Source organism: Microbispora sitophila, from assembly GCF_014892245.1.
Taxonomy (GTDB): domain Bacteria; phylum Actinomycetota; class Actinomycetes; order Streptosporangiales; family Streptosporangiaceae; genus Microbispora; species Microbispora siamensis.
The window spans coordinates 320,611-346,073 of record NZ_JADBGC010000005.1 but is presented as its reverse complement, the minus strand read 5'-3'; the positions used below and the strand labels follow the sequence as shown (position 1 = coordinate 346,073).

The window sequence follows — 25,463 nt, the reverse complement described above, 5'->3', positions numbered from 1 at the left end:
GTCCTAAAGTGCCCCAAACGGTCTAGAAGCGCCGCGGAGGGACGCCTGCGGGGTGGCCGACCGGCCCACGGCCCAGTGAGCAAGAGGGGCGTAAATGGCTTTCAGATGGACGATGCACGGCGACGGGAGAGGGCTGGCCCCCGGAGAGGTCGTCAAACCGGACGAGAGGCTGAGCTGGCCGCGCACCATCGGCATCGGCGCCCAGCACGTGATCGCCATGTTCGGCGCGACCTTCGTGTTCCCGCTCGTGATGGGCCTGGATCCGAACATCGCTGTGATGATGTCGGGCGTCGCGACGATCCTGTTCCTGCTGATCACCCAGGGGAAGGTGCCCAGCTACCTCGGCACCTCCGCGTCGTTCGTCGGCGGCGTGGTCGCCGTGCGGGCCGCGTTCGGCGGCGACACCCCGGCGGCCGACAAGGTCGTCACCGGCGCGATCCTCGTCGCCGGTCTGGTGCTCGCCCTGTGCGGCGTGGCGATCCACGTGCTCGGCGTGCAGATCATCCACCGGATCTTCCCGCCGGTCGTGACCGGCGCGGTGGTCATGCTGATCGGCTTCGGCCTGGCGTACGTGGTGGCGGACGTCTACTGGCCGCAGGACCCGTGGATCGCGCTGATCACGATGATCGCGACGTTCGTGTTCATCGTGCTGTTCCGCGGCTTCCTCGGCCGGATCGGCGTGCTGCTCGGGCTGGTCTTCGGGTTCGTCCTGTCCTGGATCGCCGACAAGGTGTTCGGGAACATCACCGCCTACAACGCGGGCACCGGGAAGATCGACACCCACCCCCGGGTGAGCTTCCAGGCCGTCGCCGACGCCGACTTGTTCGGCCTGCCGCACTTCAACATGCCCCCGTCGTTCCATGTCTCGGCGGTGCTGGTGGTGCTGCCCGCCGTGATCGCCCTGATCGCGGAGAACGTCGGCCATGTCAAGGCCGTGGGCCAGATGACCGGCGCCGACGTCGACCCCCAGATGGGCAAGGCGATCATCGCCGACGGCGTCGGCACCGCGGTCGCGACCGCCGTCGGCGGCTCGCCCACCACGACGTACGCCGAGAACATCGGCGTCATGGCGGCCACACGGGTCTATTCGACGGCCGCCTACTACATCGCCGCGGTCATCGCGATCCTGTTCGGCCTGTCCCCCAAGTTCGGCGCGCTGGTCGCCGCCACGCCCGGCGGCGTGCTCGGCGGCGTCACGGTCATCCTGTACGGCATGATCGGTCTGCTCGGCGCGAAGATCTGGGTGGAGAACCGGGTGGACTTCGCCGACCCGGTCAACATGGTGCCGATCGGCGCGGGGATCATCCTCGCGATCGGGCCGGTCACCCACCAGATCACCGGTGACTTCTCGCTCGCCGGGATCGCGCTCGGCACGATCGTGGTGCTCGCCGGCTATCACCTGCTCCGCGCGATCGCGGGCAGACGAGCGAAGGAGGTCACGGGTGGGGAGATCGGGCTCGAACGCGACCCGGCCGTCTGAACGGCCCGCGTCGCGGGTGCGAACGCGGTGAAGCCGCCCCCGTTCGGCTACCACGGCCCGGCCACCCTCGGCGAGGCGCTCGACGTCCTCGCCGAGGCCGGGCCCGGCGGGAAGGTGCTGGCCGGCGGCCAGAGTCTGATCCCGCTGCTCAACATGCGGCTGGCCGCGCCCGCCCACATCGTCGACGTGAACCGCGTGCCCGGTCTGGACGGGATCGAGGCCGGGCCGTCCGGCGTACGCGTCGGGGCCCTGGCCCGCCACGCCGCCGTGGAGCGCTCGCCGGAGGCCACCGCCGCGCAGCCGCTGCTGCGGCAGGCGCTGCGGCTGGTCGCCCATCCCGTGATCCGCAACCGCGGCACGGTGGTGGGCAGCCTCGTCCACGCCGACCCCGCCGCCGAGATGCCCGCCGTGCTCGTCCTGCTCGGCGGGTCCGTACGGCTGGCGAGCCGGGGCGGGGAGCGGGAGGTGCCGGCCGTGGAGTTCTTCACCGGCCCGATGGAGTCGGCGCTGCGGCCCGGCGAACTGGCCGTGTCGGCGTTCTTCCCGGTGCTGCCCCGGCGGTCGGGCACGGCCTTCCACGAGGTGGCCCGGCGGCACGGCGACTACGCGGTGGCCGGGGTGGCCGCCGCCGTCACACTGGACGAGGACTTCCGGATCGCCGCCGCCCGCGTCGCCTGCGTGAGCGTGGGACCGGTCCCGGTTGTCGTGGACGTGACCGCCGCGTGCGGCCCGCGCCCGGCCGCCTCGGTCGACTGGGCGGCCGTGGCGGGAGCCGTACGGGACCGGATCGAGCCGGAGGGCGACATCCACGCCACGGCGGACTACCGGCGGCACCTCACCGGGGTGCTCGCCGCACGGGCGCTGCGGGACGCCGCCTCCGCGGCCCGCGGGGAGGAATCGTGAACGAGACACGCCATCACGTGACGCTGACGGTCAACGGGGTCGTGCGGGAGGCGACGGTGCCCGGACGGCGGCTGCTGTCCGACTGCCTGCGCCACGACCTCGGCCTCACCGGCACCCACGTGGGCTGCGAGCACGGCGTCTGCGGCGCCTGCACGGTGCTGCTGGACGGCGAGCCGGTGCGGTCGTGCCTGACGTTCGCCGTCACGGTGGACGGCCACGAGATCACGACGGTGGAGGGGCTGGCGCGCGACGGCGAGCTGTCGCCGGTCCAGCGGGCCTTCACCGAGTGCCACGCCCTGCAGTGCGGGTTCTGCACGCCGGGGTTCCTGTGCACGGTCACCGCGTTCCTGCGGCACACCCCCGCACCGACCGAGGAGGAGGCGCTGGAGGCCGTGGCGGGCAACCTGTGCCGGTGCACCGGCTACCAGAACATCCTCAAGGCCGTCCATCGGGCGGCGGAGCTTCAGGCGGAGGAGGACCGGTGACGACCAAGTTGTTCGGCGAGCCGGTCCGGCGGCGCGAGGACGCCCGGCTCATCACGGGGCAGGGACGCTACCTCGACGACCTGGGCGAAGGTGCGCTGGCCGCCGCCTTCGTGAGGTCGCCGCACGCCCACGCGCGGATCCTCGACATCGACGTGTCGGCCGCCCTCGACGTGGAGGGCCTGGTCGCGATCTACACGTGGGAGGACCTGCCGGGCGCGCTGGCCGAGCCGCTGCCGCTGCTGATCCCGCACCCCGCGCTCACCCACGGCCGTACGGCGTACCCGCTGGCCCGGGAGATCGTCCGGCACGTCGGCGAGCCGGTCGTGATGGTCGTCGCCCGCGACCGCTACCTCGCCGAGGACGCCTGCGCCCTGATCCGGGTCGACTACGAGATCCGCAAGCCCGTCGTGGGCATCGAGGAGGCCGTGCGCGGCGTGCATCTGGTGCACGAGGACGTGCCGGGCAACGTCGGCGCGCACCTCGTCCAGGAGGTGCCGGGACCGGGCGGCCTGACCGCGCGGGAGGCGATCGAGGCCGCCCCGCACACGCTGGAGTTCCGCCTCGACGTCGAGCGCAGCGCGTGCACGCCCCTGGAGGGCAAGGGCGTGTACGCCCGCTGGGACGCCGACGACGGGTCGCTGCGCGTCTACTCCTCCACGCAGACGTCCACCAGCGTGCGGATGGCGATCGCGGCCAAGCTCGGACTGCCGCTGCCCAAGGTGGAGGTCATCGCGCCCGACGTCGGCGGCGGGTTCGGCGTCAAGATCGTTCACCCGTGGCCGGAGGAGATCCTCGTGCCGTGGGCGGCCCGGCTGCTGAACCGCGAGGTGAAGTGGACCGAGGACCGGCGCGAGCACTTCGTCTCGTCGTCGCACGAGCGCGGCCAGGTCCAGCACGTGCGGGTCGGGTTCGACGACGGCGGGCGCGTCCTCGGCCTGGAGGTCGAGATCCTGCACGACCACGGCGCCTACACGCCGTACGGGATCATCGTGCCGATCATCACCTCGACGCAGTTGCTCGGGCCGTACAAAGTGGGGGCCTACCGGGTCGAGTTCTCCTCGATCTACACCAACACCGTGCAGGTCACGCCTTATCGGGGCGCGGGCCGCCCGCAGGGCGTGTTCTGCATGGAGCGGACGATGGACCGCATCGCCGCCCACCTCGGCAGGGACCGCACCGAGGTCCGCGCGGCCAACTTCATCCAGCCGGACGAGTTCCCGTACGACCAGGGCATGACGTTCCAGGACGGGCGCCCGCTGATCTACGACAGCGGCGACTACCCCGAGGCGCTGCGCATGCTCAAGGAGCTGATCGGCTGGGACTCCTTCCCCGAGACGAAGGCCCGTGCGGCGGCCGAAGGACGCAGGATCGGCATCGGCGTCGGCTGCTACGTCGAGGGCACCGGCGTCGGCCCGTACGAGGGCGGGCACGTGCAGGTCACCTCCGACGGCCGGGTGCACGTCTCGACCGGCCTGACCTCCCAGGGGCAGGGGCACGAGACCGTCTTCGCGCAGATCGCGGCCACCGAGCTCGGCGTGCCGATCGAGAAGGTGTCGGTCGTCACCGGCGACACCCGGCGCTTCGGGTACGCCGTGGGCACCTTCGCCTCACGGGCGGCGGTGATGAGCGGCAACGCGATCGCGCTCGCCTGCCGGAAGGTCAGGGAGAAGGCGCTGCGGATCGCGGCGGAGGCGCTGGAGGCCGACCCGCGTGACCTGGAGATCACCGATGGGATGGTCCACGTCGCCGGCGTGCCGTCGGCGTCGATCCCGCTGGCGACCGTCGCCGTGCTGTCCAACCCGCTGCGGTACGCCTTCGACGAGGAGGCCAAACGGGCCACGCAGTTCGCCGGGCCCGCCTCCGACGACCGGCCGCCGGTGGCCGAGGGGGAGGAGCCGGGCCTGGAGGGCCGGGACTACTACTCGCCGGTCAGGTCCACCTTCGCGGCCGGCATGCACGCGGCGATCGTGGAGACCGACCCGGACACCGCGGAGATCAGGATCCTGCGTTACGCCGTCGTCCACGACTGCGGCAAGCTGATCAACCCGATGATCGTCGAGGGCCAGATCCACGGCGGGGTCGCCCAGGGCGTCGGCGGCGCGCTGTACGAGAAGATGGTCTACGACGAGCACGGCCAGTTGCTGAACGCCTCGTTCATGGACTTCCTGATGCCGTACGCCACGGAGGTGCCGCGCATCGAGACGGCCCATCTGGAGACGCCCTCGCCGCTGAACCCGCTCGGGATCAAGGGCGCGGGGGAGGCCGGGGTCATCCCCGTCTCGGCCGTCATCGCCTCCGCGGTCGAGGACGCCGAGGGCATCACCATCACCCGGATGCCCATCTCCCCCTCCGACCTCCACCACCTGCGCCTGCGACGGTGACCACCGTCAGAGCGCCGGAGTCACGTCGGTATGAATGAAGTCGTCACCCTTGAACAGGAGTGGTTCCTGGCACTCTCTCGCGAGTGCGTAGGAGAAGCAGGCGCCGAAGTTCAGTCCTGCTTTGTGGCCGCTGCCCCTGCCGTAGTCCCAGTAGGCCCGGCGCGCGGTCCGAGCCTGCTCAGGTGTGACCGGCATGATCTGCGCCCTCATCCGGGCGAGAAGGTCGTCCAGGAGCCGTGAGGCAGCGGGGTCACGGGCACGCTCGACCACCGCGGCCAACTCGACGTACGTCCCCGCCGAGATTCGTCGCGTCGGCGCATCCCTTATGGCTCTGGCCAGGTCGATGGCGTCCGGCTCTCCGTTGAGGATCGCGACGATCGCGCTCTGCCGTTCCTGAGTCAGGACACTTCGGCGGTGAGGCGCTTGCGGAAGACCCAGTAGGTCCAGGCCTGGTAGGCGATCACGCCCGGCAGGGCGATCAGGCCGATCCAGGTGAGGACGGTCAGCGTGTACGGCGCGGAGGCCGCCTCGGCCAGCGTGAGCCCGGGCAGGGGAGCGGTCCACAGCACGCCGAAGACGGTGGCGGTCGTCGCGGCGATCGCGGTCGCGGTCGCGGTGAAGGCCCAGCCCTCCCGGCGGCCCCACACCAGCGTCACCCCGGCCGCCAGCGCCGCGGCGGCGAGCAGGGCCGTGCCCAGCGTCCACATCGGCCCCTTGCCCGGCACGGACGGCAGTGTGGCGAGTGCGACCGGCACCGCGCCGACGGCCGCGAGCAGCGCGGCGCGCCGGGCGCGGGCGCGGACCCCGCCGGTCGTCTTGAGCGCCACGAACACCGCGCCGTGCAGCACGGCCACCGACAGCGACAGGGCCCCGCCGAGCACGGTCGCCAGCGCCGTGCCGAACAGCAGGTTGCCGAAGATCGCGCCCCACAGGAACGCGGGCAGCACGCTGCCGGCGACGATCCCGGCGTCGCACAGCGCGACCTCGCGCCGGGAGTGGACCTTGCCCCGCCACTCCAGGCCCACCCCGCGTACGACCAGGCCGGCGATGACGAGGAAGACCGCCAGGTAGAAGCCGCTCAGCAGGCCGGAATACCAGGCCGGGAAGGCGGCGAACATCGCCCCGATCGCGGTGATCAACCACACCTCGTTGCCGTCCCAGACCGGCCCGATGGTGCCCAGCACCTGCTTGCGGTCGGCCTCCGACCGGGACAGCAGCGGCAGCAGCGCGCCCACCCCGAAGTCGAACCCCTCCAGGACGAAGTAACCCGTCCAGAGGAACGCGATCACGATGAACCAGAAGGTCGTCATCTCGTGGCTCCTCAGTACATGAGCGTCGGCGTGAGCCGCGCCTCGTCGGGGCGGGCGGGAACGGCGCCGGCGGGCGCGCTCTCGACCGGCGGCAGCTCCGGGCCCGCCTTGACGTGCCGCACCAGCAGCACGCCCTCGGCCACCGCGAGCACGCCGTACAGGACCGTGAAGATCGCCAGGGTGATCGCCACCTCGCCGAGCGAGACGCCGGGCGACACGCTGGCGGCGGTCATGAGCTCGCCCTGGACGGTCCACGGCTGGCGGCCGATCTCGCTGAGCAGCCAGCCGGAGATGATCGCGATGGCGGGCAGCGGGAGCGCCAGCACGCACAGGCGGGCGAACCAGTCGGGCACCGGCTTCGCCGTGCCGCCGCGCCGCCGCCGGGTCAGCCACAGGCCGAGCACGGACAGGCCCACCGTGGCCATGCCGAAGCCGATCATCACGCGGAACGACCAGAAGACGACCGGCAGGTTCGGGGTGTAGTCCGCCGGCCCGAAGGTCTTCTCGTACCGCGCCTGGATGTCGTCGACGCCCTGGACCGTCGCGCCGGGGTCGTGCGCGGCGAGCAGGCTGAGCAGGCCGGGCACCTCGACGCCGGGCGCGATCGAGAACGGCGCTCCGGCGGTGTCGTGGCGCAGGCCCTCCGCCGCGGCGAGCTTCATCGGCTGCTGCTCGCGCAGCAGCTGGCCGGACAGGTCACCGCTGCCGGCGACGACGGCCCCCGCGATCGCCGTCATGACGAGCGCGGCGCGCAGGCTGGTCCGCCACATGTCCGGGAGGCGACGCATCGGCGTGGTCGCGTCCCCGGCGGACGTGCGGGTCGGGCGGCCCGGCCGCAGGCCGAGGCCGCGCTCGCGCAGGATGCGGTAGCCCGCGACGGCGATCACGAACCCGCCCGCCACGACGAACGAGGCGGCGACGACGTGCGGCACCTGGGCGAGGGCCGTCGAGTTGGTCAGCACGGCCCACAGGTCGGTCATCCTGGCCCTGCCGTCCACGACCTCGTAGCCGACCGGGTGCTTCATCCACGCGTTGGCCGCGAGGATGAAGTACGCGGACAGGTTGGAGCCGATGACGGCCGCCCACAGGCAGGCGAGGTGGACCCGCTTGGGCAGCCGGTCCCAGCCGAAGATCCACAGACCGAGGAACGTGGACTCCAGGAAGAACGCGAGCAGCGCCTCCAGCGCCAGCGGCGCGCCGAACACGTCGCCGACGAAGGTCGAGTACTCGCTCCAGTTCATCCCGAACTGGAACTCCTGGACGATGCCGGTGACCACGCCCATGGCGAAGTTGATCAGGAAGAGCTTGCCGAAGAACTTCGTGAGCCTGAGGTAGTGCTCCTTGCCCGTCAGGTGCCAGGCGGTCTGGAGCCCGGCGACGTAGACGCCCAGCCCGATCGTCAGGGGTACGAAGAGAAAGTGGTACACGGTGGTCACCCCGAACTGCCACCGTGCCAGGTCAAGCGCGTCCATGTCTCCCCCACGCCGGAGCTCTACAGCTCGTAGTTCTATAACCAGTAGTACTACAAGCTGTAGAGCATTAGGGCCCCGCGAGGTGCGATCTTCGTCACAGCCGGGCGGTGCGCCGCCCGGACCCCGGTTCGCGGCGCCGGATCCCGTTGCTTGCAGTACCGACGATTGCGGTCGGACCGTCCCGGTCACCAGGGACAGGGGTCCCGTCCCGCCGGGAGCGCCTCCTGGGGAGGCACGGGATCAAGAATGGACGAACGATGACAAGTGCCGCGTCCGCCGCGCGGCTGATTCGCCCGTACGCCGTGCGGTTGACGGCGCGAGGGCCGGATCGATGGGTGGGTGTACGGCGCCCCTACGCGGCGGCCGGGTGGAGGGCCAGCGTGGGATAGTCGGTGTAGCCGCGGTGGTCGCCGCCGAACGCGGTGCTCGGGTCGGCCTCGTTCAGCGGCGCGCCGACGCGCAGGCGCAGCGGCAGGTCGGGGTTGGCCAGGAAGGCCCTGCCCAGCGCGACCAGGTCGGCGCCCCAGTCGATCAGCCTCTCCACGGCGGACGCGGGGTCGGGCGCCACGGGGTCGTTGACGATCAGTGCGTTCGGCCACAGGTCGCGGATCCGCGCGTTGAGCTCGTCGCCGCCGGTCGCCAGGAGGTGCAGGTAGACCAGGTCGAGGTCGGCGAGCGCGGACACCAGCGCGGGGTAGAGCTCGTGCGCGTCCTCCTCGACCAATCCCTGGGCGCCGTTGAGAGGGGACAGCCGGATGCCCACCCGGTCGGGGCCGATCTCCTCCGCGACGGCCCTGGCGGTCTCCACGGCGAACCGGATCCGGTTGGACACCGACCCGCCGTACCGGTCGTCGCGCAGGTTGGCGTTCTGTGACAGGAACTGGTGGATGAGGTAGCCGTTGGCCCCGTGCAGCTCGACCCCGTCGAACCCGGCCTCCACGGCGCGGCGCGCGGCGGTGGCGAAGTCGCGGACCGTCGCCTCCACCTCGGCGGTGGACAGCTCGACGGCGACCGGCGTGTCCTGGAGGCCCGTCGGTGTGAAGATCTGTTCACCGAGTCGTACGGCCGAGGGAGCGACCGGCAGCCTGCCGGTGTTGTCGGGGTGGCCGACCCCTCCCGTGTGCATGATCTGGGCCACGATCCTGCCGCCCGCGGCGTGGACGGCGCCGGTCACCTCACGCCACCCCGCCACCTGTTCGTCCGTGTGCAGCCCGGGCGTGTTCATGTAACCCTGCCCCGCGGCGCTGGGCTGGACTCCCTCGGTGACGATCAGGCCGGCGGATGCGCGCTGAGCGTAGTAGAGCGCGGTCAGCGGAGAGGGGACTCCGGCCACGTATGCGCGTGACCGCGTCATAGGCGCCATGACGAGGCGGTTCGGCAGCCGGAGGGAACCCAGCTCGAAGGGCGTGAACGGCATGATCGTGTCCTTTTCTCGATAGGTGGCCCGCCAACTTGGTCAGCAAACTTGGTCGGCCAATGCCCTAGTGATACAACTTGGCCGACCAATATGCAAGCGGGCCAGCGGCCTGCGAGGGCTGGAGTGCGATGGGCGGCGAGGCGCGACGGCATGGCCTTCCGGTAGCGGGCCGTACCACCGGGGCATGTGAACTCTGCACGACCGCGGCGCCGTGCCGGGGCAGATCTTGCCGTTCTCGGCGTACGGGTGATTCTCTAGGGTGCTCGGCATCGGAGGTGGCCCATGAAGGTCTCAGGCAGCGCGCTGGTCGCGGCGGAGCGCAAGCGGGTCTGGGACGCCCTCCAGGACCCCGGCGTCCTGGTGCGGACGATCCCCGGCTGCGAGCGCCTGGAGACGATCGGCGAGAACGTGTACGCGATGACGGTGACCGCGGGGGTCGCCTCGATCAAGGGCGTCTACCAGGGCGAGGTGGCGCTGCGCGACCAGGAGGAGCCGGACCGGTTCACGCTCGGCGCGCGCGGTCAGGGCGCTCCCGGCACGGTCGAGGCGACCGTGGCCGTACGGCTCAGCGAGGCAGGGGGCGGCACCCGGATCGACTACGACGCCGAGGCCGTCGTGGGCGGCATGATCGGCGGTGTGGGGCAGCGGATGCTCGCCTCGGTCGCCAAGAAGACCGCGGGGGAGTTCTTCTCCGCCGTCGAGCGGCACCTGCTGTCCGTCTCCGCCGTCCCCGCGGAGACCGCCGTCCCCGCGGCCGCGCCGGCGGCGGGCGGCGAGGCGGCCCGTGCGGCGATGGCGGCCGTGACCGGGGAGACCGCGCCGCGAGTGTTCACGCGCGAGGCTCCGGCCGTGCCCCGCCAGGGCGTGCCGGCCTGGACGATGCTCGCGGCGTTCGGCGCGGGCGCCGGGGTGGCGCTCGGCAGCGCCGTCATCGGCTGGCTCCTCGGCCGCCAAGGCCGCCGCAGATAGGACACGCGCCGCCGCGGGCAGGAGACACGACAGGCAGGCCGGTCCCGCCGCAGCGGGACCGGCCCGTGTGGTTCGGCTCCCGAACTAGGAGAGGGCGCTAGCGGGTGCGTTCCAGTCGATGCGGTAGCGCTGCTCTGGGCCCACTGTCTTGTCCGGATTCATGAACGTCTTCAACATCAGCGGCATGAGAAGCGGCATCAGCCTCTGCATGACCGGGCCCGGCGTCTTGGCATGGTTGATCTTGGAGGCGCGTGCCGCCACCTTCTCCACCCGGGTACGGCGGAGCCGCTCGTACGTGGAGAAGGCCTGCGGTACGTCCTCGATGTCCCGCAGGCAGCGGGCGAGCTCGACGGCGCTCTCGATGGAGAGCGACGCGCCCTGTCCCGAGCTGTTCGACGGCGCGTGGGCGGCGTCGCCGACCAGGACCATCCGGTCCCGGTGCCAGTGCGGAACACTGGGCATGATGTAGAGCGCGCCCGTCACCTGCATCGATGTCACCGGGGTGTGACGGAGCAGATCACCGCCGGGCACGTCCTCGCCGTACGTCTCGCGCAGGATGCGCATCCACTCCTCGCGCGGCACCTCGCGGGCCTGGGTGAGGGACAGGGGGCGATGGTAGGGCAGGTTGACGCCCCAGGTGCTGCCGCCCGCCGCGTTGCGCCAGTACAGGTAGTAGCCGCGCCGGCCGAAGGCGAAGACCATGGTCTCCGGATCCTCGGGCACCTCGTACGAGGACACGCCTTCCAGACCGAGCATCCCGGTCCACTTCGGCCCGGGCGCGCCCGGATCGATGAGCCGGCGAACGGTGGAGTGGACGCCGTCGGCGCCGACCAGGACGTCGAACCGGGCCCGGCTGCCGTCGTCGAAGACCGCCGTGGTGCCCTCGACCCCGGTGAGCCGTCTGCCGTACTCGACATTGACGCCCTGCCTCACGGCCTCGTCGCGAAGCGCACGGTAGAGGTCGGTGCGCCGCACCACGTGCAGCGGTCCGACCTCGGACAGGGTGGGCAGCTCCAGGCGCGTGCGGCCGGCGAGCGTCATCACCGAGCGCGTGCTGGGCTGCGCGGCCGCCCGCACCGCGTCGGCCACCCCGACGATCTCCAGTGCCGCCATGCCGTTGGGGGCGAGGGCGATCGTTCCGCCGACGCCGTCGGCGCCGGTCGGGTACGCCTCGTAGATGGTGGCGTCGATGCCCGCCTTGCGCAGCGCCAGCGCGGTGACCGGGCCGGCGATGCCGCCGCCGATGATCGCGACGTTGTTCATTTCTCCTCCTGTCGGTTGACGTGCTCGCCGAACCGTCATGGGAGGGAGACCCGTTATTCTCGATTCGTTGCATCTTCGGGCCACCGCATGTCGGTTCGAAGGTTCTCCTGGTGGCGGTGTTGCAGCACCGCCACCAGGGCTAAATGTCGATGATGTTGTTTTCCGCGAGTTCCTTCATCTCGGCTGACAGCCCGCCGTTCTCGTGGAAGGCACGCCACTCGGGCAGCCCGGGGAAGGTGCCCGCGGTGAGTTCCTCGAGCAGCGCGCCGATCCAGCTCTCTTCCGCCTTGAGAATCGCCAGGTCGTACTCCGTCTCGATGAGGAACAGACGCGGCACCTGCGCGCTGTCACGTTCGTAGAGCTCCTCCAGCCCGGTGATCTCCTTCCTGATCGCCGCGAGCCGGTCGGTGAGCAGCCCGGCCACGTCGTCCGGGGGGAGCACCGCCATGACCGACAGGCCGGCTCGAAACCACGGGAACTCCGTGTGGGGGACGCTGAGCAGCTCCCGGGTCCAGTCGACCAACTCCTCCCGGCCCGCCTCGGTGATCTGGTAGACGGTCCGCTCCGGGCGGCGCCCCTGGCGGCCGCTCTCCAGTTCCTCGATCAGCCCGTGCTTGGCCAGGTTGCCGACGACCGTGTAGAGAGACCCCCACTTGATCCCCATGTCGTGCTCTTTGTTCCAGCCGCGCAGGGCCGCCGCCATCTCGTAGGGATGCATCGGCCGATGCGCGAGTGCGGAGAGCACCGCCAACGCCAGCAGGTTCGACACCTTGCGCCGCTTCGCCATCGACGATCACCCTCTTGCTTGGTTACTCGTCTACGAATATACGGACACGAGTTCATGGCCGCAAGACCGGCGATCCGGCGTACGCCGGGGGTGGGCCGGGCGGATCAGGCGGCGCGGTAGACGGTCGCTCTGTGGACCCCGCCGACCGTGCAGGAGGAACGGGTCCCGACCGCCCACAGCACCGGCGTCCCGGGCCGGGAGGCCAGGGCCGTGACCGCACCTCCCCAGCACTTGCCGTCCTCCAGTCGCTGGCGCAGAGTGATGCGGCCGTTCCGGTTCATATGGAGGAGCCGGCTGCCCCAGTGCGCCTCGATCCACGCGCCGTGCCTCCCGTCGTCCACGATCTCGGTGAGACCGGTCCCGTCGAACTCGTCGTCCTGGATGACGTCCATGGACCACTCGCGGCCGTTCCAGTGGCCGATCAGCCATCGCACGGGCTGCTCCTCGCCGATGTCGTTGAAGACGCCCCCGACCGCCCACACGTCCCTCGTGCCGCGTACGAGGACGTCCCAGAAGAGCGCGCTCAACCCCTGCGCCAACGGCAGGCGGGGAAGGGCCACACTGGTCCAGGTGTGGCCGTTCCACCTCGCCGCGGCGGGCTGCCGGGTGGCCTTGTCCCGGCCCACCGCCCACACGTCCGAGGGGGTGTGCCCGTCGATCGACTCGGCCCAGACAGGCACGTGCGTGTCCGTCCAGCGGCCGTCGGGCAGCCGGCGCTCGACGACGGGGGCGTTCGCCTGGTCGGCGTCGGCCTTCCGCGCCAGGAACCACACCTCCGGGCCGATCGCCCGCGCCTGGGTGATGCCGAGGCCGCCGCCGAGATCGGTGATCCGCCAGGATCGGCCGTCCCACCGCGCGGCGGAGGATCGAGACGTGTCCGGCGCGTAATCGGGGGCGCCGGTGAAGACCCACAGGTGATCCTCCTGGTCCACCACCACGGCGCGCCCGGGACCCTCCACACCGGCCAGGGGCAGCCGCTTCCAGCCGCGTACGGTGAACCGTCCCACCCAGGCTTCGTTGCCGACGTCCGCGCCGACGGCCCAGGCGCTCCCGTCCGCTCGCACCGCCACGTCGGCGAACGTCACAGGCTCCGTCTCCGGGAGAACGCGTACCGGCCGCCATGGTCCCGTCAGGGTGGGGGCGGGCATGATCGGGGACGCCGGTCTTGGAGTCGGCTGTCCGAGCGTGGGCGTACGCCGGGCCGGCGGCTGCGGCCGGTCACTGTCGGATGAGGTGTGCACGGTATGACGCCCCTCCTCGGGTTGGGCGCACGACGCGACCAGGACGGCCGAGAGCAGAGCGACAAGGAGTTTCCCGCCGGGTGACATGCCCCACAGCGAACTAGACGCACCGGCCCCGCCGCAATCGGCCGGCGGGGCCTGCTCCCAGTCCTGGTGCGGCCCGCGATCGGACGGACCCGCCGCGCGCAGCCGGTCGACGCCGGGCGCGATGGTGACCGTCCCTGCCGCTTTCGAGCAACGCCGTGGGCGGGGAATCGGCAGCCGGAGGCGCTGGTTGGGACATGTCGTGAAAGTCGAGATCTTCTCCGATGTCGTGTGTCCCTGGTGCTACATCGGTCACCAGCGTCTCCGTCAGGCCGTGCGCCTCTACGAGGGGGACGTCGAGGTCGCCCATCGTCCGTTCCAGCTCGACCCGGACGGGGTGTCCAGCGGTGAGCCGCTGCTGTCCGCGCTGGAGCGCAAGTTCGGCGGCGCCGCCCGGGTGACGCAGATGACCGGTCACGTGACGGGCGTGGCGGCGCAGGACGGGCTGGACCTCCGCTTCGACCGGGCGGTCGCCGCCAACACGTTCGAGGCGCACCGGCTGATCTGGCTGGCCGGGCGCGCGGGGCGCGACGCGGACATGGCCGACCGGCTCTTCCGGGCGCACTTCACCGACGGCCTCGACGTCGGCGACCCCGCCACGCTCGCGACGCTCGCCGCCGAGACCGGCGTCGACGACACGGGGGACGGCGCCGAGCAGGTGCGCGCGGAACTGGCCCGGGCCCGGACGCTCGGCGTCCGCGCGGTCCCGCTGTTCCTGTTCGAGGAGAAGTTCGCCGTCTCGGGCGCGCAGCCCGTCGAGACGCTCGTGGCCGCCCTGCGGGAGGTCGAGGCGCGTACGGCCGAGGAGAGGGCCGTACGCGTGCCGGCCGGCGAGGACTGCGACGACGGAACCTGCGCGGTGTAAGCCACCCGTCCGGGCAGGGTCTGACGACAGGACGGCGATTCTTCGGCAGAGTGCGCCGGTTCTTCCGATCGGCGGCGATCGGTAAACACGGAGCATGTCCAGCGTCCGCATCGGGGTCGACACAGGCGGCACCTTCACCGACGTCGTGCTCGTCGACGAGGAGTCCGGCCAGATCGTCACGACCAAGACTCCCTCGACTCCTGCCAACCCGGCCGACGGGTTCATGGCAGGCGTTCACAAGGTGCTCGAGGCCCACTCGGGGTCCCGCGCCCTCGATGCCGTGTCCGCCCTCGTCCACGGCACCACCGTCGCCACCAACCAGTTGCTGGAGGACCGCCCGGACGGCACGTCTCACCTGGGCTTCGTCACCACGGAGGGCTTCGAGTTCGTCCTGGAGATCGCCCGGCAGAGCGTGCCGGACGGGTACGGCAACTCCTACTTCTGGGTCAAGCCGCCGCGCATCGTGCCCGTCCACCGGGTGCGGACCGTCGGGGGACGGCTCGACCACCTCGGCCGGGAGGTCCGGCCGTTCGACGAGGAGCAGGCCGCGGACGTCGCCCGGTGGTTCAGGGAGCGGGGCGTCACCGCGATCGGGGTGTGCTTCCTGCACTCCTACGCCAATCCCGAGCACGAACGGCGGATGCGCGAGGTGCTGCGGCGCGAGCACCCCGAGGCGGTCGTGTCGCTGTCGAGCGACGTGCTGCGGGAGTACCGGGAGTACGAGCGGTCGGTCACCACGCTCGTGGACGCGGCGGTCAAGCCGATCATGCGGCGGTACATCGAGAACCTGTCGGAGCGGCTCGGCCGGCCGTTCTCCGTCATGAAGAGCAACGGCGGCGTGCTGTCGGCGACCGAGGTGGTGCACCAGCCGATCACGACCGTCCTGTCCGGCCCGGCGGCGGGCGCGCTCGGCGCGGCGCTGATCGCGGGGACCGCCGGACACCCGAGCGCCATCACCCTCGACGGCGGCGGCACCTCGACCGACGTGGCCGTCGTCGTGGACGGAGAGCCGTCGCTGACGACCGAGGGCAGCATCGGCCGCTACCCGTGCAAGATTCCGATGATCGACATCGTCACGGTCGGGGCGGGCGGCGGGTCCATCGCCTGGATCTCGCCGGAGGGGACGCTGAAGGTCGGCCCGAGGTCGGCGGGCGCGGACCCCGGCCCGATCTGCTACGGCCGGGGCGGCACCGAGGTGACGGTGACCGACGCGCACGTCTTCCTCGGCCGGGTGCCCCCGCATCTGCTCGGCGGCGAGATCCCTCTCGACGTCGCCGCCGCGCGGGCGGGCGTCGAGGCGCTGGCGGGCCGGCTGGGGCTGGCCCCGGAGCGCTGCGCCACCGGGATCCTGGAGATCAGCGCGTTCAACCAGTCGAACGCGATCAGGCAGATCACCGTCCAGCGCGGCCTCGACGTGCGGGACTTCCCGATGGTCGCCTTCGGCGGCTCCGGGCCCCTGCTGGCCTGCCGCCTCATCGACATCCTCGGGCTGCGGGCCGCGATCGTCCCGCCCGACCCCGGGAACGTGTCCGCGTTCGGCCTGCTCACGGTCGACGTGAAGAACGACTACGTGCGCACGCACGTGGCCCGCGACCCCTCGCCGGAGACGCTCGGCGAGATCTTCGCCGACCTGGAGGCCCAGGCGGCGGCCGCGCTCGACCGCGAGGGATTCGCCGACCACGTGTACGCGCGCAGCGCCGACCTGCGCTATTACGGCCAGGCGTACGAGGTGCGGGTGCCCGCCCCCGACGGTCCGGTGGACGAGGCGTGGCTCGCCGTGGTCGCCGAGCGGTTCCACGCCGAGCACGAGAGGCTCTACGGGTACGGCTACCGCGACGACCCCCGCCACGCCGTCGAGTGGGTCAACCTCCGGGTGTCCGGCATCGGCCCCATCACCCGGCCGAAGATCGCCCGCAGGCCCCGCCAGGAGGACGAGCCGAGCCCCGTCGCGACCCGCGACGTGTACTTCGAGCAGTGGGGCCGGACCGTGATCTACCGCCGGGCCGACCTCGGCGCGGGGGCGGCGGTGCGAGGGCCCGCCGTCATCGAGGAGTACGGCTCGACCCTGCCGGTGCATCCCGGCTTCACGGCGACCATGGACGACTACGGCAACCTCGTGGTGGTGAGCGATGACCGATAGGACCGTCGACCCCGTGCTCGTGGAGATCGTGGAGGGCACGCTCGCTTCCGTGGAGATGGAGGTGGAGACCGCCATCGCCCGCACCGCCCGCTCGCCGATGATCCGTGACGCGCACGACTTCCGCGCGGGCATCCACGACGCGCGGCTGCGCAAGCTGACCGGGCGCTCCTATTCGGCGCTGGTGCAGCCGATCGTCCGCGACTTCCCGATCGGCACCATGCGACCCGGCGACGTCTTCTTCCACAACGACGTCTACCTGTCGGAGGGCGGCATCGGCCACCTGCCCGACCTGTGCGTGACGGTGCCGGTCTTCCACGAGGGCGACGTCGTCGCGTTCGTCCAGGCGTTCGGCCACCACGACGACATCGGCGGCGCGGTGCCGGGATCGATGCCGTCGCACGCGCGCAGCGCGTTCGAGGAGGGCCTGATGGTCCCGCCGATCAAACTGTGGGACCAGGGCGTGCCCAACCGCGCCGCGCTCACCATCATGACGCGCAACTCCCGGATGCCCGACTCCCTGGCCGGGGACCTCGACGCGGAGTGCTCGGCCTGCCTCATGGGCGCCCGGCGGCTCGGCGAGCTTTTCGACCGGTACGGCCGGGAGGCGGTCGAGGCGTGCTTCGACGCCATCATCGACAAGACGACCGAGACGTTCCGCCGCGAGCTGCTCGCGAAGATCCCCGAGGGCGTGCACGTCTGGGAGGACTACGCCGAGCACGACGGCGTGGACGAGCCGCGCCTGCACACCCAGCGAATCACGCTCACCGTCGACCACTCGGCGGACACCCCGCTGACCATCGACTTCACCGGCACCTCGCTCCAGGCCAAGGGGCCGATCAACCACGCCGGCGACTACGCCGACGGCGTCTTCCTGAAGAAGTGGCTGGCGCCGATCCTGCGCAACCTCGCCGACACGCCCGAGCGGATGGCCGAGCTCGACGTCAACGAGGGCGTCGTGCCGCTGATCAAGATGGTCTTCCCGGAGAAGGGCACCCTGCTCACGCCGATCTTCCCCGCGCCCACCAACGCCCGTACGTTCGTGATCCTGCGCCTGCTCGGCGTGCTGGCGGGCGTGCTGGCCAAGGCGACCGGCGGCCGCATGCCCGCCGACCAGGAGACCATCCGCTACACGGGCGTGTACGGCGAGTCGGACGACGGGCCCTACCTCATGCGCGAGGTGCTCGGCGGCGGCTCTGGCGGGCGCTGGTACGCCGACGGGGAGGACACCATCCACGTGGTGCCCGACAGCCGCAACATCCCGGTGGAGTTCGCCGAGGCACGCTGGCCGTTCCGGGTCGAGCGGCTGGGCCTGGCCGTGGACAGCGGCGGTCCGGGGGAGTTCCGCGGCGGCCTCGGCTACGACAAGCACATCCGCATGCTGAGGGACGCCTCCTTCATGTCGATCGCCGACCGCTCGATCCTGTCGTGCTGGGGGGTCAACGGCGGCCGGGCGGGCCGTCCCTTCCAGGTCACGGTGGACGGCGTGGAGATGGAGGGACTGGTCGACGACTTCCCCGTACGCGCCGGGCAGGTCATCCGCATCCGCACGACCGGCGGAGGCGGCTGGGGCTCGCCGTACGACCGGCCGGCGGAGAGGGTGGCGGCCGACGTGCGCGACGGGAAGGTCTCGTTCGAGGGCGCGCGCGAGGACTACGGCGTCGTGCTGTCCGGCACCGCCGACGAGGTCGTCGTGGACGCGGAGGCGACCGAGCGCCTGCGGGAGCGGCTGCGCCAGGCGCGTCCCGGCGCCTTCTTCGACCGCGGCCCGGGGTACCCCAAACTCTCCGGCGGCCTCCCGCACGCGGAGGTGGACACCGTCTGACCTGCCGCCGCCGGGGTGGCGCCGGGGGTCGCCCGGCGTCCGGCGGCTCGTGTGAGGAAGCCGAGGGCCTTGCGCGCGGCCGCCCATGGCACGAGCCGGTCGGATGTGCGCCGACCCGTCCCGCCTCGGCGTCAGCCGCTCATCGCGACGGAACGGGAGACCTCGGCGGGGGTGGCGCGCAGCTCCGCCTCGAGCTCTGCGATCACCTGCTGAACGGCGCTCCTCATCCGCGCCCGGCGGCCGTTGAGTTCCTCGGCGAAGGCGCGAGCCGCCGGGCCCACCCATACCGGGTCACCGCCGAACTGGGCGCAGGCCCGGTCGAGCGCCGTCTCCAGGACGTGAACGTGCTCCCGGACCGTCTCGAGCGCGGCCCGCAGGTCGTCGTACCTCGGATTCGGCACCAGGTCGTCGTCCGTGGGCACGTTTCGGGCTCCCGTTTTCGATAACCGAAAAAGACACGTGGTGTGCCGTGCTACTCCTGAGATTATGTGGCTGGATATGGTTCCGGCGAGACCCGGAGGCGGACCTCGATGCCCGGCGCGCCCCTTTCCGTACGGCTACGCCCCATCGCCGTCCACTCCTGCTGGCGCTTCTCACCGCCACCGCCTGCACATCAGAAGACCCCCCAACGGCGGCGGAAGCAGGCCAAACTCTAAAAGAGCACATCCTCCACCTGCTGAAGGAGCGCAACGCTCAGAACGTGACCATCACCGACCCCGGCGGCAGGAACATCCCCTGCGGCGACGGCAGAGCCGAACAGACCTTCGCCGCGACAGGGCAAGACCTCGCGCACGGTTGCCTGACCGGGAGATGGCGGGAAGGGGCGGAGGTCGCCCTCGTCGTCCGCGCGCCCGTCACCCCCGGGGCTCACCGGACCGCCACGTGTGCCACTGCAGCCGGGGATTGGCGGCGGTGTCCGTGGGTAGCCGTTCAGTAACGGCACAAACGGGATGGTGAGTTACAAATGGCGTCTATCGTCCAGCGCATCAGAGAGTACCTGCAGAGCCCCAAGGGCCACGAGAACGTCGAGAAGGCCAAGACCATGGCGCGTGATCCTGAGAACCGGCAGCGGCTGCGCCGGCTGATGGACCAGATGCGCGGCCATCGCGCGCACCGCTGACATCTCGGGGGCCGGGCGCCGGCGGCGGCTGTTCCGGGCGCGGACGCGCCGGGGGATGCCGGGCCGTACGGGCGGCCGGGAGCGCGGACCGGGCTGTCGTGCCGGAGGGGTGACCTGGCAGGCTTGCCGGTGGAGACCGAAGGACGTTCTCCTTAGCGACCCCCGTGGAGGCTGGCCGTGCAGGGACCTCTCAGCGGCATCGTCGTCCTCGATCTGTCCCGGGCACTCGCCGGGCCGCACTGCGCGCAGATGCTCGGCGACCTGGGTGCTCACGTGATCAAACTGGAGCACCCGTCGGGGGACGAGTCGCGCGGATGGGGCCCGCCCTTCGTCGGCCCGGACCACGACATATCCACGTACTTCCTCGCGGCCAACCGCAACAAGCGGTCGATCACGGTGGACATGAAGTCCGCGGAGGGCCGCGACCTGGTCGAGCGCCTGGTGCGGCAGAGCGACGTGCTGGTGGAGAACTTCCGCACCGGGGTGCTCGACCGCCTCGGCTTCTCCGTCGAGCGCCTGCACGCGCTCAATGCCCGTCTGGTGATCCTTTCCATCACCGGGTTCGGCCACGACGGTCCCGAGGGAGGCCGGCCGGGCTACGACCAGATCGCCCAGGGAGAGGCCGGGCTGATGTCGCTGACCGGGCCGTCGCCCGACGAGCCGTACCGGGTCGGCGCCTCGATCGCGGACCTGCTCGCGGGCATCCACGGTGCGTACGGCGTGGTCGCGGCGCTGTACGAGCGGGAGCGCACCGGCCGCGGTACGGTCGTCAGGACGTCCCTGCTGGCGTCGGTCGTGGGTGTGCACTCCTACCACGGCACCGCCTGGACCGTGGGCGGCGCGGTGCCGAAGGCGGGCGGCAACCACCACGCCTCCATCGCCCCGTACGGCGCCTTCCGCTGTGCCGACGGCATGATCCAGATCGCGGTGGCCAACGACGGGCAGTGGCGTAAGGTCGCCCAGCTACTGGACATCGATCCCGAAATGCCGAAATATGCGACAAACAGGGATAGGTTCGCCCATCGGGAAGAGCTGATCGCCGAGATGGAGAAGGCGCTGGCGGCGCACGACCGCGAGCACTGGCTCGCGGCGCTGCGGGAGATCGGCGTGCCCGCGGGCGCGATCCGGTCGATCGACGAGGTGTACGCCTGGGACCAGGTCAGGTCGCAGGGCCTGCTCGTCACCGTCGACCATCCCGTGCTCGGCCCGATCGAGCTGCCCGGCCCGCCGCTGCGGTTCGACGGCCGAGCCCCGGATGACGGGCATGCCGCGCCTCCCGGCCTGGGCCAGGACAACGACGCCGTGCTCGACTGGCTGGCCGAACGGGAGCGGCGCTCGCCATGAACGAAGGCGACGCGGGCAGGCCGGACACGCGTACGCTGATCGCGCGGGTGCTCGACCCGTACTCGTGGAAGTCGTGGGACGAGCCCCCGCGGGACCGGGCCGCGCCCGGGTCGGAGTACGCCGCCGAACTCGCCCGCGTCCGGGCCAGGACGGGGTACGACGAGTCGGTCGTCACCGGCGAGGGCACGCTCGACGGACGCCGGGTGGCCGTCGTCGCCTGTGAGTTCTCCTTCCTGGCCGGCTCGATCGGGGTGGTGGCGGCGGAGCGGCTCGTCCGGGCCGTCGAGCGGGCCACCGCCGAGCGCCTGCCGCTGCTCGCCGCCCCCGCCAGCGGAGGCACCCGCATGCAGGAGGGCGCGCTGGCCTTCACCCAGATGGTGAAGATCACCGCGGCGGTCGCCGCCCACCGCGCCGCCGGCCTGCCGTACGTCGTCTACCTGCGCCATCCCACGACGGGCGGGGTGTTCGCGTCGTGGGGCTCGCTCGGGCACGTGACGGCCGCGGAGCCGGGCGCGCTCATCGGCTTCCTCGGGCCGCGGGTGTTCGAGTCGCTGCACGGCTACCCGTTCCCCCAGGGGGTGCAGGTCGCGGAGAACCTCTACGCTCACGGGCTGGTCGACGCCGTGGTCTCGGCCGAGGACGCGCGGGAGATCGCCATCCGGACGCTGGCCGTGCTCTGCGCTCCGCGCGCGGGCCTGGAGCCCGGCCCGGAACCCGAGGAGGCGGCCGAACCCGTGCCCGCGTGGGAGGCCATCACCCGCTCGCGCCGCGACGACCGTCCCGGCGTGCGCGACCTGCTCAAATACGGCGCACGGGACGTGACTCCGCTGCACGGCACCGGCACGGGGGAGCGCGACCCCGGCCTCCTGCTGGCGCTGGCCAGGTTCGGCGCCGCGCCCGCCGTCGTACTCGGCCAGGACCGGCGGCGGCAGCGGGCGGGCAGCACGCTCGGCCCGGCCGGGCTGCGGGTGGCCCGGCGCGGCATGCGCCTGGCCGGTGAACTGGGCCTGCCGCTGGTCACGGTCGTCGACACCGGCGGGGCGGAGTTGTCGAAGGCGGCCGAGGAGGGCGGCCTGGCCGCCGAGATCGCCCGCTGCCTGGCCGACCTCGTCATGCTCGACGCGCCGACCGTGTGCCTGCTGCTGGGGGAGGGCGCGGGCGGCGCCGCGCTGGCCCTGCTCCCGGCCGACCGGGTCGTCTGCGCGCAGCACGCCTGGCTGTCGCCGCTCCCGCCGGAGGGCGCGTCGGCGTTGCTGTACCGGACCGTCGACTTCGCCCCGGAGATCGCCGCCGCCCAGGGCGTACGCGCCGCCGACCTGCGGCGGGACGGCATCGTGGACCGGATCGTGCCGGAACGGCCGGACGCGGCGTACGAACCGGAGGAGTTCTGCCGCAGGGTCGGCCGTACGCTCGAACACGAGATCGCGGGCCTGCTGGACCGCCCGGCGGGGGAGCGGGTGGCGGCCCGCTTCGCCCGCTACCGGTCGCTGGGCTCCTGAACCGCTCTCCCCTTCCACCGGCGAACGGCTTCCGAGTCCGGGAGGTCTTTCAAGAACTCTCGTGACCGTCCGCCCGGTCAGGTGTGAGCGGCACCGGCACGCGCTCCACCCGGATCGCGTGGACCTCGTCGCGTGGCACGACCACCTCGTAGGCGCCGTGGTCCACCAGCCAGTAGCCGAGCGCCTCGGCCTTCAGGCCGTTGTGGCCGGTGTAGGCGATGTGCAGGCCGCCCTCCCCGCCGTCGCCGCCGTCGTCCTCGTCCAGCACGAGGCACGGCTCGCCGCCGAACGCCCCGACCGTGCGCAGCAGGGTCAGCCGCTCCAGCGCGGACCGGCTCACCCGCAGCCGCCAGTAGCCGCCGGCGGCGGTGAACCCCTCCTGCGGCGTCTCGCTGAACAGCACCACGTCGTCGCCGCCCGGCCCGACCGCGGCGGCGTAGTCCCGGTCGCGGTAGCGGGCCACGAATCCCAGGCCGACCGGCTCGATCTCGCTCATCGCGCCGGCCGCCAGGTCAGGCCGTCGTACGCGGCGAAGGGACGCTCACCGGCCGCGGTGAGGTGGACGATCTCCGCGCCCGCGGGGATCGGCATGGGCATCGTGTGGAACTGCGGCACCACCTGCTCGCGCGAGGCGGTGAAGCCGTTCCCCGTGAAGGGCGGTGCATCGCTCCAATCACCGCCCATGTGCGGGCCGTACGGGACGACGTAGGTGTCGATGTCCCGCGCGTCCCAGCGCATGATGTACAGCTCTGGCACGTCCGGCGTCAGCTCCGATCCGTCGAAGCACAGGTCGAGGGCCTCGACGAGCGCGGCGGGGGCGGTGAGGCGGTCGCAGTCCTGCACGCGGTACACGTAGCCGGAGATGATCGTGCGACGGCCCGACAGGTACGGCACGAGCAGCCGTGGCGGAACCACCTTCTGCATCCGCGTCCTGCGTCCCGGCTCGCTCATGGGGCCAAGTTTACGATCTGCGGACTCCGAGCCGGCGGTGTTCGAGCGAGGGGAGGGTGGCGCGCGCGGTCTCGGTCCACGCCGCGTCGATCTCCGCGATGAGCACGCCGGGGCCCGTGCCCAGGTCATGGCGGGCGACGCCCATCGGATCGACGAGCATGCTGCGGCCCACACCGAACCCGTCCGGTATGGCGGGATTGGGCGCCTGGCCGACCGCGATGGTCCAGGTGGTGTTCTCGATCGCCCTGGCCCTGACGAGGGTCGTCCAGTGGTCTTCCTTCAGCGGCCCGGAGCCCCAGGCGGCGATCACCGCGAACGTGTCCGCGCCCTGGTCGACCAGCGCGCGGGCCAGTTCGGGGAAGCGGACGTCGTAACAGGTGATCAGGCCGATCCTGAGCCCGGCCAGCGCCACGACCTCCGGCGCGTCCCCCGGCGCGACCAGCTTCGACTCCTTCGCCCCGAAGGAGTCGAACAGGTGGATCTTCCGGTAGGCCGCGGCGAGCGAGCCGTCCTCCCGCAGGGCGACGGCGGTGTTCCAGACCCTGCCGTCCGCGGCGGGCTCGAAAACGCCGGCGATGACGGCCGTGCCGTGCTCGCGCGCGGCCTCGGCCAGGCCGGTGACGAACGGGCCGTCCAGCGGCTGGGCGGTCTCGACGATCCCCGGGCCGAAGCGGGCGAGCGTCGCCTCGGGGAACACGGCGAGGTCGGCACCCCGCGCCCGCGCGAGGGCGTCACGCACGGTCGAGAGGTTGGTCTCCGGGTCGTGGTCTACGGGGATCTGGCACAGCGCTACGCGGGTCACGGATCACAGTCTGCCCGGTCGTCGCCACACCCCACCAGGTGAGCGTGCGCCAGATCCACTCCAGCGGGCCGTGCCGGTGCCGGGCGAGCCACCACCTGCAGAAGACCGCCTGCGCGGCGACGGTGACGACGGCGAGCACCACGACGGCGGCCCCCGTGCCGTCGGCCTCCAGAAGCGGCATCGCCAGCACGATCACGGTCGTGCCCGTCACGTAGTTGGTCAGCGTCATCCGCCCCAGCGCCTCGAACACCGCCGTGTGACGCGCGAGCAGCAGGAGCGCCGTGGCGTACGCCACCGCGCCGCACAGCGCCGCCGCCTGGTAGACCCCGCCGCCGGGCGGCGCGTGGTTCCACCACCAGGTCAGCCCGGCCGCGAGCAGGGCCGCCGCCGCGCACACGACGCCGAGGAACGGCCCGCTGCCCAGGCCGTCCGCCCCGCCGAGGCGCCCGGCCCCCCTCCTCGCCTCCGCCTCCGGGGCGGCGGCCAGGCCGAGCAGGAACAGCGCGGTGATCAGCACGTACGGATGGGGGTCGAGCACGGCGGCGACCAGGACGCCGCAGCCCACCAGCAGCACGGCCGTCCGGGGCAGGAGGCTCGCCGGAAGCAGGACGACCACCCCCAGCAGCGCGTACGGCAGCAGCACCTCGCCGGGGTCGATCAGGATGTGCGCCGCGCCCAGCGCGGCGAGCACGACCAGGCGCCGCAGCATGACGACGCGCGGGCGCCTCGTACGCAGCCGCGCCGAGCGCAGGAACAGCGCGAAGGACAACCCGAACAGGAACGCGAACATCGGGTAGAAGCGGCTCTGGAACAGGTTCACCATCACCCAGTCCAACGAGGTCGGCCCGTGCCGCACCCTCTGCTGCCAGGCGTTGACCAGCATGATCCCGCACACCGCGAACCCCCGCAGCGCGTCGACCCGCCGGATCCTGCCCGCCGCCACGTTCACCCGCCAGTCCCTTCGTGAGCCGGGCGGCCAGAACCCCAGCACCCGCGTCTCCTGCTCGCGGGCGTGACGACTGGCGACCGGGTCCCGCAGTCACCGCTCGTGCCCCATCATGGCAAGTCGTCGGATGTCGGTTCCAGCGCCTCCTGCCCGAGGGCGTGGACGCGTCGGGGAGTCCGCCG

23 protein-coding genes are annotated in these 25,463 nt (G+C 72.0%); 11 read left to right on the top strand and 12 right to left on the bottom strand.

All coding sequences use genetic code 11. The features are described from left to right. The first annotated feature begins 94 nt into the window (after positions 1-94). The 4 genes from IL992_RS11710 to cutA are packed head-to-tail and all read left to right on the top strand — an operon-like array spanning position 95 to position 5,249. On the top strand, positions 95-1,480 hold the full coding sequence (locus IL992_RS11710) for a uracil-xanthine permease family protein (RefSeq protein ID WP_193203346.1): 1,386 nt from the start codon (positions 95-97) through the stop codon (positions 1,478-1,480). A gap of 27 nt (positions 1,481-1,507) precedes the next feature. Continuing rightward, positions 1,508-2,383, top strand: coding sequence for an FAD binding domain-containing protein (locus IL992_RS48295; protein ID WP_193203345.1), 876 nt, complete (start codon positions 1,508-1,510; stop codon positions 2,381-2,383). Beyond that, a complete protein-coding gene (locus IL992_RS11700; RefSeq protein ID WP_193203344.1) occupies positions 2,380-2,868 on the top strand; it encodes a (2Fe-2S)-binding protein in 489 nt (162 codons plus the stop codon). The genes IL992_RS48295 and IL992_RS11700 overlap by 4 nt, the downstream gene beginning before the upstream one ends. Continuing rightward, entirely contained in the window at positions 2,865-5,249 is a 2,385-nt protein-coding gene (cutA, locus tag IL992_RS11695) for an aerobic carbon-monoxide dehydrogenase large subunit (protein WP_193203343.1), read from the top strand. The genes IL992_RS11700 and cutA overlap by 4 nt, the downstream gene beginning before the upstream one ends. 6 nt (positions 5,250-5,255) lie before the next feature. Here the strand turns inward: cutA and IL992_RS11690 are convergent, their stop codons facing one another. From IL992_RS11690 to IL992_RS11675, 4 genes are all read right to left on the bottom strand, one after another. Further along, complete coding sequence (locus IL992_RS11690; RefSeq protein WP_319018500.1) at positions 5,256-5,627, bottom strand: type II toxin-antitoxin system VapC family toxin; 372 nt, start codon at positions 5,625-5,627, stop codon at positions 5,256-5,258. 20 nt (positions 5,628-5,647) lie between these two features. Further along, the gene (gene cydB, locus IL992_RS11685; RefSeq protein WP_193203342.1) at positions 5,648-6,559 is read right to left on the bottom strand and encodes a cytochrome d ubiquinol oxidase subunit II; all 912 of its coding nucleotides are present in this window, start codon (positions 6,557-6,559) and stop codon (positions 5,648-5,650) included. Between the two features lie 11 nt (positions 6,560-6,570). Next, complete coding sequence (locus tag IL992_RS11680; RefSeq protein ID WP_193203341.1) at positions 6,571-8,031, bottom strand: cytochrome ubiquinol oxidase subunit I; 1,461 nt, start codon at positions 8,029-8,031, stop codon at positions 6,571-6,573. Between the two features lie 352 nt (positions 8,032-8,383). Beyond that, the gene (locus IL992_RS11675; RefSeq protein ID WP_193203340.1) at positions 8,384-9,448 is read right to left on the bottom strand and encodes an alkene reductase; all 1,065 of its coding nucleotides are present in this window, start codon (positions 9,446-9,448) and stop codon (positions 8,384-8,386) included. A 282-nt stretch (positions 9,449-9,730) separates the two neighbouring features. On the opposite strand from IL992_RS11675, the gene IL992_RS11670 reads away from it, so the two are divergent. After that, a complete protein-coding gene (locus tag IL992_RS11670; RefSeq protein WP_193203339.1) occupies positions 9,731-10,417 on the top strand; it encodes an SRPBCC family protein in 687 nt (228 codons plus the stop codon). A gap of 84 nt (positions 10,418-10,501) precedes the next feature. On the opposite strand, the gene IL992_RS11665 is transcribed toward IL992_RS11670, so the two are convergent. The 3 genes from IL992_RS11665 to IL992_RS11655 form a co-directional block, all read right to left on the bottom strand. After that, entirely contained in the window at positions 10,502-11,680 is a 1,179-nt protein-coding gene (locus IL992_RS11665; RefSeq protein WP_193203338.1) for an FAD-dependent oxidoreductase, read from the bottom strand. 139 nt (positions 11,681-11,819) lie between these two features. Next, the gene (locus IL992_RS11660; protein WP_193203337.1) at positions 11,820-12,467 is read right to left on the bottom strand and encodes a PadR family transcriptional regulator; all 648 of its coding nucleotides are present in this window, start codon (positions 12,465-12,467) and stop codon (positions 11,820-11,822) included. 104 nt (positions 12,468-12,571) lie between these two features. Beyond that, entirely contained in the window at positions 12,572-13,552 is a 981-nt protein-coding gene (locus tag IL992_RS11655) for a hypothetical protein (protein WP_193203336.1), read from the bottom strand. A 442-nt stretch (positions 13,553-13,994) separates the two neighbouring features. Here IL992_RS11655 and IL992_RS11650 point away from each other — a divergent pair, with 442 nt between their 5' ends. The 3 genes from IL992_RS11650 (at position 13,995) to IL992_RS11640 (ending at position 18,619) form a co-directional block, all read left to right on the top strand. Continuing rightward, the gene (locus IL992_RS11650; RefSeq protein WP_193203335.1) at positions 13,995-14,657 is read left to right on the top strand and encodes a DsbA family oxidoreductase; all 663 of its coding nucleotides are present in this window, start codon (positions 13,995-13,997) and stop codon (positions 14,655-14,657) included. Between the two features lie 94 nt (positions 14,658-14,751). Beyond that, positions 14,752-16,797 (top strand): hydantoinase/oxoprolinase family protein, encoded by a 2,046-nt coding sequence (locus IL992_RS11645; RefSeq protein WP_193203334.1) that lies wholly within the window; start codon positions 14,752-14,754, stop codon positions 16,795-16,797. Further along, complete coding sequence (locus IL992_RS11640) at positions 16,787-18,619, top strand: hydantoinase B/oxoprolinase family protein (RefSeq protein ID WP_193203333.1); 1,833 nt, start codon at positions 16,787-16,789, stop codon at positions 18,617-18,619. The genes IL992_RS11645 and IL992_RS11640 overlap by 11 nt, the downstream gene beginning before the upstream one ends. 131 nt (positions 18,620-18,750) lie before the next feature. On the opposite strand, the gene IL992_RS11635 is transcribed toward IL992_RS11640, so the two are convergent. Continuing rightward, complete coding sequence (locus IL992_RS11635) at positions 18,751-19,041, bottom strand: hypothetical protein (RefSeq protein ID WP_193203332.1); 291 nt, start codon at positions 19,039-19,041, stop codon at positions 18,751-18,753. A gap of 542 nt (positions 19,042-19,583) precedes the next feature. On the opposite strand from IL992_RS11635, the gene IL992_RS11630 reads away from it, so the two are divergent. From IL992_RS11630 to IL992_RS11620, 3 genes are all read left to right on the top strand, one after another. Beyond that, positions 19,584-19,739 (top strand): hypothetical protein, encoded by a 156-nt coding sequence (locus tag IL992_RS11630; protein ID WP_193203331.1) that lies wholly within the window; start codon positions 19,584-19,586, stop codon positions 19,737-19,739. Positions 19,740-19,916: 177 nt separating this feature from the next. Next, a complete protein-coding gene (locus tag IL992_RS11625; RefSeq protein ID WP_193203330.1) occupies positions 19,917-21,083 on the top strand; it encodes a CaiB/BaiF CoA transferase family protein in 1,167 nt (388 codons plus the stop codon). After that, on the top strand, positions 21,080-22,582 hold the full coding sequence (locus IL992_RS11620; RefSeq protein WP_193203329.1) for a carboxyl transferase domain-containing protein: 1,503 nt from the start codon (positions 21,080-21,082) through the stop codon (positions 22,580-22,582). Before IL992_RS11625 ends, IL992_RS11620 begins: the two co-directional genes overlap by 4 nt. Before the next feature lie 49 nt (positions 22,583-22,631). Here IL992_RS11620 and IL992_RS11615 read toward each other — a convergent pair whose 3' ends face one another. Genes IL992_RS11615 through IL992_RS11600 form a run of 4 tightly spaced genes read right to left on the bottom strand, consistent with a single transcriptional unit; the run spans position 22,632 to position 25,326 of the window. Continuing rightward, the gene (locus IL992_RS11615; protein WP_193203328.1) at positions 22,632-23,078 is read right to left on the bottom strand and encodes a hypothetical protein; all 447 of its coding nucleotides are present in this window, start codon (positions 23,076-23,078) and stop codon (positions 22,632-22,634) included. Beyond that, positions 23,075-23,533 carry a hypothetical protein gene (locus IL992_RS11610; RefSeq protein WP_226872717.1) on the bottom strand — a complete coding sequence of 153 codons (459 nt, stop codon included), beginning with the start codon at positions 23,531-23,533 and terminating at the stop codon, positions 23,075-23,077. The genes IL992_RS11615 and IL992_RS11610 overlap by 4 nt, the downstream gene beginning before the upstream one ends. Positions 23,534-23,543: 10 nt before the next feature. Continuing rightward, a complete protein-coding gene (locus tag IL992_RS11605) occupies positions 23,544-24,272 on the bottom strand; it encodes a carbon-nitrogen hydrolase family protein (protein WP_319018490.1) in 729 nt (242 codons plus the stop codon). Then, complete coding sequence (locus IL992_RS11600) at positions 24,265-25,326, bottom strand: DUF418 domain-containing protein (protein WP_193203326.1); 1,062 nt, start codon at positions 25,324-25,326, stop codon at positions 24,265-24,267. Before IL992_RS11600 ends, IL992_RS11605 begins: the two co-directional genes overlap by 8 nt. Between the last annotated feature and the right edge of the window lie 137 nt (positions 25,327-25,463).